The sequence below is a fragment of the Pseudomonas sp. QLc11A genome (assembly GCF_052112305.1).
GTDB classification, from domain to species: domain Bacteria; phylum Pseudomonadota; class Gammaproteobacteria; order Pseudomonadales; family Pseudomonadaceae; genus Aquipseudomonas; species Aquipseudomonas laurylsulfatiphila.
The window spans coordinates 1-13035 of record NZ_JAVAJJ010000031.1 but is presented as its reverse complement, the minus strand read 5'-3'; the positions used below and the strand labels follow the sequence as shown (position 1 = coordinate 13035).

Genomic DNA, 13035 nt, shown 5'->3' with positions numbered 1-13035 from the left:
ATGACAATGTCCAACGATCCGATTGTAATCGTCAGCGCCGTCCGCACCCCCATGGGTGGATTCCAGGGCGAACTGAAAAGCCTGACCGCGCCGCAACTGGGTGCCGCCGCTATCAAGGCCGCCGTTGAACGCGCCGGCGTTTCCAGTGACGGCATCGACGAAGTGCTGTTTGGCTGCGTTCTGCCGGCCGGCCTTGGCCAGGCCCCTGCGCGCCAGGCGGCACTGGGTGCCGGGCTGGATAAATCGACCCGCTGCACCACCCTGAACAAGATGTGCGGTTCGGGCATGGAGGCGGCGATTCTGGCCCACGACATGCTGGTGGCCGGCAGTGCAGACGTGGTGGTCGCCGGTGGCATGGAAAGCATGTCCAACGCGCCTTACCTGCTGGACCGCGCCCGTGCCGGCTACCGCATGGGCCATGGCCGGGTGCAGGACTCGATGTTCCTGGACGGCCTCGAAGACGCCTACGACAAGGGCCGCCTGATGGGCACCTTCGCCGAAGACTGCGCCGAAACCAACAGTTTCAGCCGTGAGGCCCAGGACGCGTTCGCCATCGCCTCGACCACCCGCGCGCAACAGGCGATCAAGGACGGCAGCTTCAAGGCCGAAATTGTCCCGCTCACGGTAACAGTCGGCAAAGAGCAAGTGGTGATCAGCAACGACGAGCAGCCGCCAAAAGCCAAACTGGACAAGATCGCTTCGTTGAAACCGGCGTTCCGCGAAGGCGGTACGGTGACGGCAGCCAACTCCAGTTCGATCTCCGACGGTGCGGCGGCATTGGTGCTGATGCGCCAGTCCCAGGCACAGAAACAAGGCCTGAAGCCGCTGGCGGTGATCCATGGCCACGCCGCGTTCGCCGACACCCCGGGTCTGTTCCCGGTGGCGCCAATCGGTGCGATCAAGAAATTGATGAAGAAAACCGGCTGGTCGCTCAATGACGTCGATCTGGTGGAAGTCAACGAAGCCTTCGCCGTGGTCGGCATGGCCGCGATGACCCATCTGGAAATCCCTCACGAGAAACTCAACGTGCACGGCGGCGCTTGCGCCTTGGGCCACCCGATCGGGGCGTCTGGCGCGCGGATTCTCGTGACCTTGCTGTCGGCCCTGCGCCAGAAAGGCCTGAAGCGCGGCGTCGCGGCGATCTGCATCGGTGGCGGTGAAGCGACGGCAATGGCCGTGGAATGCCTGTACTGAACCTGACGCTATCCCATGTGGGAGCGGGCTTGCCCGCGAAAGCGGTGTGTCATCCGACGATGATGTCGACTGACACGGCCTCTTCGCGAGCAAGCCCGCTCCCACAGGGTTCTGCGTCGTAACCAGATTCAAGGATTCACCATGATCCCCAATGACGACCAACAACAAATCCGCGACATGGCCCGGGACTTTGCCCAGGAACGGCTCAAACCCTTCGCCGCCGAGTGGGACCGCGAACACCGCTTCCCCAAGGAAGCCATCGGCGAGATGGCCGGCTTGGGCTTCTTCGGCATGCTGGTGCCGGAGCAGTGGGGCGGATGTGACACCGGTTACCTGGCCTACGCCATGGCGCTGGAAGAAATCGCCGCCGGCGATGGCGCCTGTTCGACCATCATGAGCGTGCACAACTCCGTGGGTTGTGTGCCGATCCTCAACTACGGCAACGACGAGCAGAAGGAGCGCTTCCTCAAGCCGTTGGCCAGCGGCGCGATGCTCGGCGCTTTCGCCCTGACCGAGCCCCAGGCGGGTTCCGACGCCAGCGGCCTGAAAACCCGTGCGCGCCTGGAAGGTGACCACTACGTGCTCAACGGCTGCAAGCAGTTCATCACCTCCGGGCAGAATGCCGGGATAGTGATTGTGTTTGCGGTGACCGATCCGAACGCCGGCAAACGTGGCATCAGCGCGTTTATCGTACCGACCGATTCGCCGGGCTATAAAGTCGCGCGGGTCGAGGACAAACTCGGCCAGCACGCGTCCGACACCTGCCAGATCCTCTTCGAAGACGTGAAGGTGCCGCTGGCCAACCGTTTGGGTGAGGAGGGTGAAGGCTACAGGATCGCCCTGGCCAACCTGGAAGGTGGCCGCGTCGGCATCGCCTCGCAATCGGTGGGCATGGCCCGTGCCGCGTTTGAAGCGGCTCGCGACTACGCCCGTGAGCGCGAGAGTTTCGGCAAGCCGATCATCGAGCATCAGGCCGTGGCGTTCCGCCTGGCGGACATGGCCACCCAGATCGCCGTGGCGCGGCAAATGGTGCACTACGCCGCGGCCCTGCGCGACAGTGGCAAGCCGGCCCTGGTCGAGGCGTCGATGGCCAAGTTGTTCGCCTCGGAAATGGCCGAGAAGGTATGCTCCTCGGCGCTGCAAACCCTCGGCGGTTATGGTTACCTCAACGACTTCCCGCTGGAGCGGATCTACCGCGACGTGCGGGTGTGCCAGATCTACGAAGGCACCAGCGACATTCAGCGCATGGTCATCTCGCGCAACCTATAAAAAGCAGACCCCTGTAGGAGCTGCCGCAGGCTGCGATCTTTTGACGTTGATTTTAAAGATCAAAAGATCGCAGCCTGCGGCAGCTCCTACAAGGGATCTGGCCTTATGTGAAACAGGAGTTGTTTATGAGCTACGAAACGATTTTGCTGGAAACCAACGGCCGCGTTGGCCTGATCACCCTCAACCGTCCTCAGGCGTTGAATGCGTTGAACGCGCAGATCGTCAGCGAACTGAACCAGGCCCTCGATGGTTTCGAGGCGGATGCGAACATCGGCTGTATCGTCCTGACCGGTTCGAAAAAGGCGTTTGCCGCGGGTGCCGACATCAAGGAAATGGCCGAGCTGACCTACCCGCAGATCTACCTCGACGATCTGTTCAGCGACAGCGACCGCGTCGCCAACCGCCGCAAGCCGATCATCGCGGCGGTCAACGGCTTTGCCCTGGGTGGCGGTTGTGAGCTGGCGCTGATGTGCGACTTCATCCTGGCCGGCGACAACGCCAGATTCGGCCAGCCGGAAATCAACCTGGGCGTGTTGCCGGGCATGGGCGGCACTCAACGCCTGACCCGCGCCGTGGGCAAGGCCAAGGCCATGGAAATGTGCCTGAGCGGGCGTTTGATCGATGCCGTGGAAGCGGAGCGTTGCGGCATCGTGGCGCGGATCGTGCCAAGCGATGAGCTGCTGGACGAAGCACTGAAAGTCGCGGCGTTGATCGCCAAAAAGTCGCTGCCGATTGCAATGATGGTCAAGGAAAGCGTCAACCGTGCCTTTGAAGTGAGCCTGTCCGAAGGCGTGCGCTTTGAGCGTCGGGTGTTCCATGCGGCGTTTGCGACGCAGGATCAGAAGGAAGGCATGGCGGCGTTCATTGCCAAGCGTGAGGCGCAGTTCGTCGGTAAGTAATGCGGCGTCTTCGCTGACGCTATCGCTGGCAAGCCAGCTCCCACAGGGTCCGGGGTGTACACAACATGTGTGAACAACCGAGAACACTGTGGGAGCTGGCTTGCCAGCGATGCCTTTAAGGCTTCAAACCAGTTTACAGCCTAAAGATCGCAGCCTTCGGCAGCTCCTACAGGGCTTTGTGTAGGAGCTGCCGAAGGCTGCGATCTTTTGCTTTTAAACCAGATAGTTCTTCAGTTCACGGGCAATCACCATCCGCTGAATCTCGCTCGAGCCTTCGTAGATCTGCGTGATCCGCGCATCCCGGTAGTACTTCTCCACCGGATAGTCTTCCAGATACCCGTACCCGCCATGAATCTGAATCGCGGACGAGCAGACCTTTTCCGCCATTTCCGACGCAAACAGCTTGGCCTGTGACGCCTCCGACAGGCAGGGTTTGCCGGCCGTGCGCAGGCGCGCGGCGTGCAGGATCATCAACCGTGCGGCGTTCAACTGCATGTGCATGTCGGCCAGCAGGTTGGCGATGCTTTGGTGTTCATTGATCGTCTTGCCAAACTGCACCCGGTCCCGGGAATAGGTCAGCGCCGCTTCGAACGCCGCGCGGGCGATGCCCAGCGCCTGGGCGGCGATGCCGATACGACCGCCTTCGAGGTTGGACAGGGCGATGGCCAGGCCTTTACCGCGTTCACCCAGCAGATTGGCTTCGGGGATGGTGCAGCTGTTCAGGGTGACGGCGCAGGTGTCGGATGCGCGGATACCCATTTTGTGTTCAGTGCGGTCAACGATAAAACCGGCGGTATCGGTCGGTACCAGGAACGCCGAGATGCCACGTTTGCCCAGGTCCGGATCGGTCACGGCAAATACAATCGCCAGTTTGGCGCGCTTGCCGTTGCTGACGAATTGCTTGGCGCCGTTGATCACCCATTGGCCGTCGCGCAGTTCGGCGCGGGTGCGCAGGTTGTGCGCTTCGGAACCGGCCTGGGGTTCGGTCAGGCAAAAGCAGCCAATGACCTTTCCGCTGGCCAGGTCCGCCAGCCAGGTCTGTTTCTGTTCTTCGCTGCCGTAGTTGAGCACCGGCCCGCAGCCCACGGAGTTGTGGATGCTCATGAAAGCGCCGGTAGCGCCGTCGCCGGCGGAAATCTCTTCTACCGCCAGTGCATAGGCCACGTAGTCGACATAGGTGCCACCCCATTCTTCGGGGACCACCATGCCCAGCAGGCCCAGCTCACCCATCTTCGCCACCAGACCGTCATCGATCCAGCCGGCCTTTTCCCAGGCCTGGGCATGGGGCGCGATTTCGCCACGGGCAAAATCCCGGGCCATGTCGCGGATCATCACTTGCTCTTCGCTCAATTCGATATCGTGCATGGCTCAGCCCTCGTTCCGGTCAAACCCGCTGAAGAAGCTCGCCACGTGTTCGGCGTCCAGCGCCTGGAGGGTGGGCGGGTTCCAGCGTGGTGTCTTGTCTTTGTCGATCAGCAAGGCGCGCACGCCTTCGATCAGGTCGCCGCGCTCGAACCACTGGCGGTCCAGGTGCAGCTCAAGGGCGAAACATTGTTCAAGGGGCAGCTCACGTCCGCGACGGAGCATTTCCAGGGTGACGCCCATGGCCAGCGGCGAGCGGGTTTCCAGCAGGTCGGCGGTGCTGACGGCCCACTCATGGCTGTCGGCGACCGTGACCTGGCGCAGTTGCTCCACAATACTCGGCACGTCGGGTTGGGCGAAGAAGTGGTCGATGGCCGGGCGCAAAGTCGCCAGTGGCGCATCAGGCAGTTGCTGCACGGCGAGTGTCGCCAGCAGGCTTTGCAGGTCCTTGAGTGGTGAGTCATGCCATTCGAGCTGGTCGAGTTTTTCGTCCAGCGTGCCCAGTTTGTCGCTTTCGAGGTACCAGTCGGCCAGGCCGCAATACAGCGCATCGGCGGCGCGAATCTGCACGCCGCTGACGCCCAGGTAAATCCCCAGTTCACCGGGAATGCGCGACAGGAAGTAACTGCCGCCGACGTCCGGGAAATAGCCGATGCCGACTTCCGGCATCGCCAGACGGCTTTTTTCGGTGACCACGCGCAAGTCTGCGCCTTGCACCAGACCCATGCCGCCGCCTAGGACAAAACCGTCCATCAGTGCCAGCACCGGTTTGCGGTAATGGTGGATCGTGAGGTCGAGGGCGTATTCCTCGACGAAGAAATCTTCGTGCAGGGTGTCGCCGTTTTTGAAGCTGTCATGCAGCGAACGAATGTCGCCGCCGGCGCAGAAGGCTTTTTCGCCGGCACCGCGCAGGACCACCGCATGCACGTGCGGGTCTTGGGCCCAGGCGTCGAGCTGGCGCTGCAGGTTGCGCACCATGTCCAGGGTCAGGGCATTGAGGCCGGCGGGGCGGTTGAGGGTCAGGTGACCGATGTGGTTGCGAACCTCGGCCAGCACTTCGTTTTGCATGGCATCCATGGACAGCGGCCCATTCGATGTAACCTGAGCAGTCATCACTAACTCCCTGCTTTTATTGTTCTTTATCGAGATGCTCGCGCGCGAGCGATGGCGGATCGTATCAGTGCAAAATTGCCGTGTACAAGCCGAATAAGTGCAGGTCATCTGTGCATTTTTGCATGTAGATGTCCGGCATTGTTACAGCGTAGACCACGGCGGATTCAGACAAACGCCGCGAGCAGATCCTCTTCGAAGGCCTTCTGCGCATCCCCGGCCACCTGCGCCCGGTGCCGGGCCAGGTGAAACGCGACGTCGAAACTCATGTCGCTGCGCACCGATCGCAGCAATCCCTTGTCTTCCCAGGTGCGGGCAAAGTGGCTGGGCAGATAACCGATATGCTTGCCGGACAGGATGAAGGCGAGGGTGCCTTCGACCTGTTCCGAACGCGCCGAACAGCGCTTGCCCTGAAAAGGCTCGTCACTGCGCAGGAAACGGTAGGGGTGATCGACCCGGTCGCTGGCCTGCAGGTCCTGATCGTCCGGTTGCGCGCTGGTGAACAGCGGATGGCCGGGGGCGCAATACAGGTGCTGGGTTTCAATGAACAGTTCGCGGTAGTCAAACGCGCTTTGCACCTGCGAGAAGTAGCCGATGGCCAGGTCCAGCCGCTGTTGCAGCAGCAAGCGCTCCATCTCGCCGGGCATGGCGCTGATCAGCTCGATGCGCACCGATTCGTCCCGTTCACGAAAGCGCCGGATCGCCTCGGCCACCCGCTGCAGCACCGATTGATCCAGGGCTTCGGACAGGCCCAGGCGCACTTCGCCGATCAGGCGCCCGGCCACGCCGTTGGATTGATGGCGAAAGGCTTCGATGGACTGGAACAAGCCACGGGTGGCGCTGAGGAGTTGTTCGCCCTTGGGCGTGAGCCTGAACCCGCCTTTACCGCGACTGCAAAGCCGATAGCCGAGGCGGGTTTCCAGCTTGGCCATCTGCTGGCTGATGCTCGACTGGCTCAACCCCAACTGACCCTGGGCGGCGCTGAACCCGCCGCACTCCACCACGCTGACAAACAGACGCAACAGGTGCAGGTCCAGATCATGAAGTTGGCCGAGCATCAAACATTACTCCGTCATAAAGTCAGGTTAATTAACTTGATATTTTACCAATGTATCCGACGACGCATCCTGCAACCACTTCCTCCGGTCAGGTGTTCGTCATGGCTCCCATGTTCAAGCTGTGTTTACCCGCGTTATTCCTTGCCATGGCCGCCTCGGCCCAGGCCGAGGACAAGGTGGTCAATCTGTACAGTTGGGCCGATTACGTCGCCCCCGAAACCCTGCAACGGTTCGAGCAGGAAACCGGCATCCATGTGCGCTACGACACCTTTGATTCTTCGGAAGTGCTGGAGACCAAATTGCTCACCGGCGGCAGCGGTTATGACGTGGTGGTGCCGTCCTCCAGCGTGCTGGCCCGGGGGCTTGCGGCTGGGGCGCTGAAACCGATTCCCCACGAAGGCCTCAAGGGTTACGCCAACCTCGATCCGGATTTGCTGGAAAAGCTCGCCGCTGTCGATCCCGGCAATCGCTATGGTGTGCCTTATACCTGGGGCACCCTGGGTTTGGGCATGAACGTCGAGGCGCTCAAGCAGCGCTTGCCGGACGTACCGCTCAATAGCCTGGACCTGCTGTTCAAACCCGAGTACGCGAGCAAGTTGAAAGATTGCGGCATCGCCATTCTCGATTCGCCCCAGGAGGTGATCGGACTCGCTCTGCATTACCTGGGTAAAGATCCCTACAGTACCGACAGGAACGATCTGTCAGCCGCCGAGGCGTTGTTGCATCAGCTACAGCCGAGCGTGCTGTACGTCGCCACCGGACGGCAGATCAGCGACCTGGCCAATGGCAGCGTGTGCCTGGCGTTGACCTACAACGGTGACGCGAGCATGGCTGCCGACCAGGCGCGCAAGGCCGGCAAACCCTATGAAATTGCCTACCGGATTCCCAGGGAGGGCACCCTCGTCTGGCAGGACAACCTGGCGATTCCCAAGGACGCGCCGCACCCCGAAGCCGCCCGTGCCTTTATCGAGTTCATGCTGCGCCCCGAGTCCGTGGCGGCACTGACCAACACCTTGTTCTTCGCCACGGCGAACCAAGCCGCCACGCCGCTGGTGGATGAAGCGGTGCGCACTGATCCGGACATCTATCCGTTGGCTGATGTACGTGAGCGGCTGTACGCCGACCGCAGCATGAACCTCAAGGACCTGCGTCAGCGCACCCGCCTGTGGACCACTTTCCGTAGTCGCCAATAACAAAAAAGGAGCCTTCAATGGACGTCCCGATGCAGAACGATCAAGCCCTTACCCGTGACAGCCTCTATGGCACGGCCGCCGAAAGTACCTACGCCGGTATCACCAGTTTCATGCGTCGCCGCTACAGCCGTGACTTGCGCGGGGTCGACGTGGCGGTCAGCGGTGTGCCGTTCGACACCGCCACCAGCAACCGCCCCGGCGCACGCTTCGGACCACGGGGCATTCGCGCCGCCTCCGCCGGGATCGCCTGGGAACGGCACTGGCCGTGGGCCTTCGATCCGTTCGACCATCTGGCGGTGATCGATTTCGGCGATTGCAATTTCGATTATGGTTCGCCGCAATCGACGCCGGAATGCATCGAGGCCCACGCCGAGCACATCCTCAACGCCGGCACGGCGATGCTGACCTTTGGCGGCGACCATTTCATCACCTATCCGCTGCTCAAGGCCCATGCCCGCAAGCACGGGGCATTGTCGCTGATCCACTTCGACGCCCACAGCGACACCTGGCCGGACGAAGAGGGCAAGCGCATCGACCACGGCACCATGTTCTGGCACGCGGCCAGGGAAGGGCTGGTGGATCCGTCGCGCTCGGTGCAAATCGGCTTGCGCACCACCAATGACGATCACCAGGGCTTTCAAGTGCTGGATGCGCGGCAGGTGCATCGCCGTGGCTGCGAAGCGATTGTCGAGGCGATTCGCGCGCGGGTCGGCGATAACCCGGTGTACCTGACCTTCGACATCGACTGCCTCGATCCGGCATTCGCTCCCGGTACCGGAACACCGGTGTGCGGCGGCCTGAGCACGGTGCAGGCGCTGGAGATCCTCGGCGGCCTGCGCGGGATCAATCTGGTGGGCATGGACGTGGTGGAAGTGGCGCCGGCCTATGACAGTGCGGAGATCACCTCACTGGCGGCGGCGACATTGGCGATGGAGATGCTGTGTCTGTATGCGGCCAGGCATAAGGTCGATAGGTAACAACGATCCTCGGTGTCACCACTGACGCCATCGCGGGCAAGCCCGCTCCCACAGAAGTTGCGCAGAACCTGTGGGAGCGGGCTTGCCCGCGATGCTTTTAAGCGACTGGAACGATTGGCAGGTCAAGGACCTGACCACCGCTGAACCGCGCGAACGAACCGGCAATGGATTCGTGCGGCACGCCTTGGGCCACCTCGCTGACACCGTCCAGCCGTGCCAACTGATCTGCACTCAACTGCACATTCAGCGCCCCCAACGTGGCGTCCAGCTGTTCGCGGGTCCGGGAACCCAGGATCGGAATCAGCGCCGTGGTCGAACGTCTGGCCTTTTCCCGCAACCAGGCAATCGCCACATGGGTCGGGCTGGCGTCGAGTTCTGCGGCGACGTCGATCAAGGTGTCGAGCAGGGCTGTTTCGCGGGCGCTTTTTTCTGCATGAATCAGCACGCCGAGCTTGTTCGCGCGGTTGTCGCCTTCGCTGTTGCGATATTTACCGGTCAGGAAGCCTCCACCCAGTGGCGACCACAGCGTCGCGGCCAGGCCAAGGGCTTCGGCCATCGGCAGTTGTTCGCGCTCGGCGGTGCGTTCGGCGAGGCTGTACTCGACCTGGATCGCAGCGATCGGCGCAAAACCACGGACTTCAGCCAGCAGGTCGGCGCGGGCGATGCGCCACGCGGGGAAGTTCGACAGCCCGGCATAGTGGATCTTGCCGGCACTGACCAGGTCGTCGAAGCCGCGCAGGATCTCTTCCATGGGAGTGACTCCGTCGCTCATGTGGGCCCAGAACAGGTCGATGTGATCGGTCTTCAGTCGTTTCAGGCTCTCTTCGACGGCGCGCACCATGTTCTTGCGGCTGTTGCCCGTGTGGGAAATACCGGCCGCCGGTGTAGTCCCCAGGGTGTATTTGGTGGCGATGACCAGGCTATCCCGTTCTGCATTGATGAATTCGCTGAGCATGGCTTCGGACTGCCCGCCCTGATAGCCATTGGCGGTATCGATGAAGTTGCCGCCGGCTTCCAGGTAACCATCAAAAATGCGCCTGGCTTCGTCACGCTCGGCACCATGGCCCCAGCCGGTACCGAAATTACCGGCGCCCAGGGCCAGTTCGGACACTCGCAAGCCGGTTTTACGACCGAAAACTTTGTAATGCATGGGACAACTCCAGAGGGATGACGGCAGGATTTATAGATGATTAAAGACATGTATTAAATATGATGGTGATAATTTAAAACGTCAAGGTGCATTTCTTTCCTCCACAAAACCGCCGATCGCCGGTCACGCCATCACTGCGCAATGGCATACTGCCGCCCATGACTTTCGAATCCCCCTTAAGCGCCTGGCAGCACGCGATCGAGCAAAAGGGCTTCGTCCAGGACGAGGCCCAGGAGCATGCCGTGTGGGCGCTGCAAAAATGCCACGAAGCGCTGCATGAAGGCCGCTCTCCCGTTTGCGGCGTGTACCTGTGGGGGCCGGTGGGGCGGGGTAAAACCTGGTTGATGGACCAGTTCTACCAAAGCCTGCGAGTACCGGCGCGGCGCCAGCACTTTCACCACTTCATGGGCTGGGTGCACCAGCGTTCGTTTCAACTGACCGGCACCGCCGACCCGCTCAAGGCGTTGGCCCGCGAGTTGTCCGAAGCCGTGCGCGTGCTGTGTTTCGACGAGTTGTTCGTCAATGACATCGGCGACGCGATCATTCTCGGGCGCCTGTTCCAGGTGATGTTCGAGCAGGGTGTAGTGGTGGTCTGCACCTCCAACCTGCCGCCGGACCAGTTGTACGCCGACGGTTTCAATCGCGACCGTTTCATGCCCGCCATCGCCGCGATCAAGCAACACATGCAGGTGATCGCGGTGAATGGCGCAGAAGACCATCGCCTGCATCCGGGGGCCGTTTCGCAGCGCTATTGGGTGGCTGAACCAGGCAAGCCCGGTGCGCTGGGTGAGGTGTTCCAGACGTTGAGCGACGGCCAGTGGGCATCGTGCGAGCCGGTCCCGGTCGGTTACCGCTCGCTGGAAGTGGTCAAGGCCAGCCCGACCGTGCTCTGGACCCGGTACGCCGCGCTGTGCGAGCAACCCTTCGCGGCCATGGATTTCATCGCCCTGTGCGATACCTACGACGCTATTCTGTTGGGGGACGTACCCAGCCTCAGCGCGCAAAAACGTGCCGGGCGCATCGCCCGCGGTACCGAGGACGGTGTCGAGCGGGTGGAAGCGGGGGATCGCGAGCTGCCACAATTATCGGTGCATGACGACGGCGTAAGACGTTTCATCGCGCTGGTGGACGAGTGCTACGACCGCAAGGTGCCGCTGTACCTTGAGGCACAAGTGCCGATGGCAGCGCTTTATACCGAGGGTTATCTGGAGTTCCCGTTCCGCCGCACCCTCAGTCGATTGCAGGAAATGCAGTTGCAACGGTTTGCCGAAGTCTGATCGGGAGCAGCACACATGAATCAGCCCCTTTCGCACCACCTGCTGACCATGGCTTATCAGAATGCCTGGGCCAACCACCGACTGGCCAAGGCCTGGAGGCAGTTGAGCCCGCAGGAGTTGATCACCGCCCGGGTCAGCTTCTTCCCCAGCATCCGCGCGACCCTCAACCACATTCTCACCTGCGACTGGTTTTATGTGGATGCGCTGGAGCGCGAAATGCGCGGTGACGATCCGCATCCCGATTGCCGGGTGTTTTTCAAGGAAGACGAACCCTGCCTCATCGCGTCGGACCTTGTTCGTGAACAGGCCCATGTCGACCGCCGATTGATCGCTTACTGCGAACAGCTGCGCGACGCCAGCCTTGGCAAAATAGTGACCATCGCCCGCGACACGCCGCAACACGACAGCCGTTTGCGCCTGCTGTCCCATTTGTTCGAACACCAGATCCATCATCGCGGGCAGGTTCACGCCATGCTCAGCGGCACCACGGTCAAGCCGCCGCAACTCGACGAGTTTTTCTGCTCCGGCGAGTCACACTTGCGGGCCGAGGATTTTGCCGAGCTGGGGTGGACGGAAGCGTTGATCTGGGGCGTTTGAACGCCAAAGAATTGCGCGGTGGTGATTGTAGATACCCGGGTGCTCGCGCTATGGTCCGCCGGTACTCCAGCGTGAAATACAGGCTGGGGGCTACTTCATGTGTGATCGAGGATGGAAATGGACTCCGCAGAAATTCTTGTGCTTCAGGCCAGTTACACCAATCCGGTGCATGCCGAGGCTATTTGTCTGGTGTTGAACCACTACGCCGAGGACCCGATGGGGGGCGGCCAGCCGTTGCCGGCCCATGTACTGGAGCAACTCCCGGCAGAGCTTGCCAGGCGTCCCCACGCTTTCAGTGTGCTGGCCTTTGTCGGGGGCGAGCCGGCCGGGCTGGTCAACTGCTTTGAGGGCTTCTCGACCTTTGCCTGTCGGCCGTTGGTCAATGTGCACGACGTGTCGGTGGTTAAAAAATTTCGCGGGCTGGGCTTGAGCCAGAAGATGCTGCAAAAGGTCGAGGACATCGCCCGTCAGCGTGGCTGCTGCAAGCTCACCCTGGAAGTGCTGGAAGGCAATGCCGTGGCGCAGGGCTCGTATGAAAAAGCCGGTTTCGCCGCCGGCATGTTCGACCCGGCCCATGGACGCATGCTGTTCTGGACCAAGAGCCTCTAAATCGACAGAACGTTTTTTTGGTTGCACTCCCTTGTGGGAGCTGGCCTGCCAGCGATGGTCGTTAACGATAACGCGTTTGGACTGGTTAAACGCGGCGCTCTTGAGTCCATCGCCAGCAAGCTGGCTCCTACAGTTTTAGCGTGGGTATAGCCCCTTGTGGGAGCTGGCTTGCCAGCGATGGTCGTTAACGATTACGCGTTTGGACTGGTTAAGCGCGGCGCGCTTGAGTCCATCGCCAGCAAGCTGGCTCCTACAGTTTTAGCGTGGGCATGGCCCCTTGTGGGAGCTGGCTTGCCAGCGATGGTCGTTAACGATTACGCGTTTGGACTGGTTAAACGCG

At 61.5% G+C, this 13035-nt stretch carries 12 protein-coding genes; 8 read left to right on the top strand and 4 right to left on the bottom strand.

Annotated elements, in window-relative coordinates; translation table 11 throughout:
* From Q8X48_RS29315 to Q8X48_RS29305, 3 genes are all read left to right on the top strand, one after another.
* On the top strand, positions 1-1194 hold the full coding sequence (locus Q8X48_RS29315; protein ID WP_126052931.1) for an acetyl-CoA C-acyltransferase: 1194 nt from the start codon (positions 1-3) through the stop codon (positions 1192-1194).
* Positions 1195-1335: 141 nt separating this feature from the next.
* Positions 1336-2463, top strand: a complete 1128-nt coding sequence (locus Q8X48_RS29310; RefSeq protein ID WP_407802307.1) for an acyl-CoA dehydrogenase — start codon at positions 1336-1338, stop codon at positions 2461-2463.
* Positions 2464-2588: 125 nt separating this feature from the next.
* Positions 2589-3362, top strand: coding sequence for an enoyl-CoA hydratase (locus tag Q8X48_RS29305; RefSeq protein ID WP_407802306.1), 774 nt, complete (start codon positions 2589-2591; stop codon positions 3360-3362).
* A gap of 213 nt (positions 3363-3575) precedes the next feature.
* Here Q8X48_RS29305 and Q8X48_RS29300 read toward each other — a convergent pair whose 3' ends face one another.
* The 3 genes from Q8X48_RS29300 to Q8X48_RS29290 form a co-directional block, all read right to left on the bottom strand.
* Entirely contained in the window at positions 3576-4727 is a 1152-nt protein-coding gene (locus Q8X48_RS29300) for an acyl-CoA dehydrogenase family protein (RefSeq protein WP_407802305.1), read from the bottom strand.
* A 3-nt stretch (positions 4728-4730) separates the two neighbouring features.
* Positions 4731-5837 (bottom strand): enoyl-CoA hydratase/isomerase family protein, encoded by a 1107-nt coding sequence (locus Q8X48_RS29295; RefSeq protein WP_407802304.1) that lies wholly within the window; start codon positions 5835-5837, stop codon positions 4731-4733.
* 164 nt (positions 5838-6001) lie between these two features.
* Positions 6002-6892 carry a LysR family transcriptional regulator gene (locus tag Q8X48_RS29290; RefSeq protein ID WP_407802303.1) on the bottom strand — a complete coding sequence of 297 codons (891 nt, stop codon included), beginning with the start codon at positions 6890-6892 and terminating at the stop codon, positions 6002-6004.
* 101 nt (positions 6893-6993) lie between these two features.
* On the opposite strand from Q8X48_RS29290, the gene Q8X48_RS29285 reads away from it, so the two are divergent.
* Positions 6994-8085 (top strand): polyamine ABC transporter substrate-binding protein, encoded by a 1092-nt coding sequence (locus tag Q8X48_RS29285; RefSeq protein WP_015094982.1) that lies wholly within the window; start codon positions 6994-6996, stop codon positions 8083-8085.
* Between the two features lie 17 nt (positions 8086-8102).
* On the top strand, positions 8103-9062 hold the full coding sequence (gene speB, locus Q8X48_RS29280; RefSeq protein WP_007970108.1) for an agmatinase: 960 nt from the start codon (positions 8103-8105) through the stop codon (positions 9060-9062).
* A gap of 97 nt (positions 9063-9159) precedes the next feature.
* Here speB and Q8X48_RS29275 read toward each other — a convergent pair whose 3' ends face one another.
* Positions 9160-10212, bottom strand: a complete 1053-nt coding sequence (locus tag Q8X48_RS29275) for an aldo/keto reductase (RefSeq protein WP_407802302.1) — start codon at positions 10210-10212, stop codon at positions 9160-9162.
* A 158-nt stretch (positions 10213-10370) separates the two neighbouring features.
* Here Q8X48_RS29275 and zapE point away from each other — a divergent pair, with 158 nt between their 5' ends.
* The 3 genes from zapE (at position 10371) to Q8X48_RS29260 (ending at position 12695) form a co-directional block, all read left to right on the top strand.
* Positions 10371-11489 carry a cell division protein ZapE gene (gene zapE, locus Q8X48_RS29270; protein ID WP_407802301.1) on the top strand — a complete coding sequence of 373 codons (1119 nt, stop codon included), beginning with the start codon at positions 10371-10373 and terminating at the stop codon, positions 11487-11489.
* Between the two features lie 15 nt (positions 11490-11504).
* Entirely contained in the window at positions 11505-12086 is a 582-nt protein-coding gene (locus tag Q8X48_RS29265) for a DinB family protein (RefSeq protein WP_407802300.1), read from the top strand.
* Positions 12087-12203: 117 nt separating this feature from the next.
* Entirely contained in the window at positions 12204-12695 is a 492-nt protein-coding gene (locus Q8X48_RS29260) for a GNAT family N-acetyltransferase (protein ID WP_015094987.1), read from the top strand.
* Positions 12696-13035: the final 340 nt, after the last annotated feature.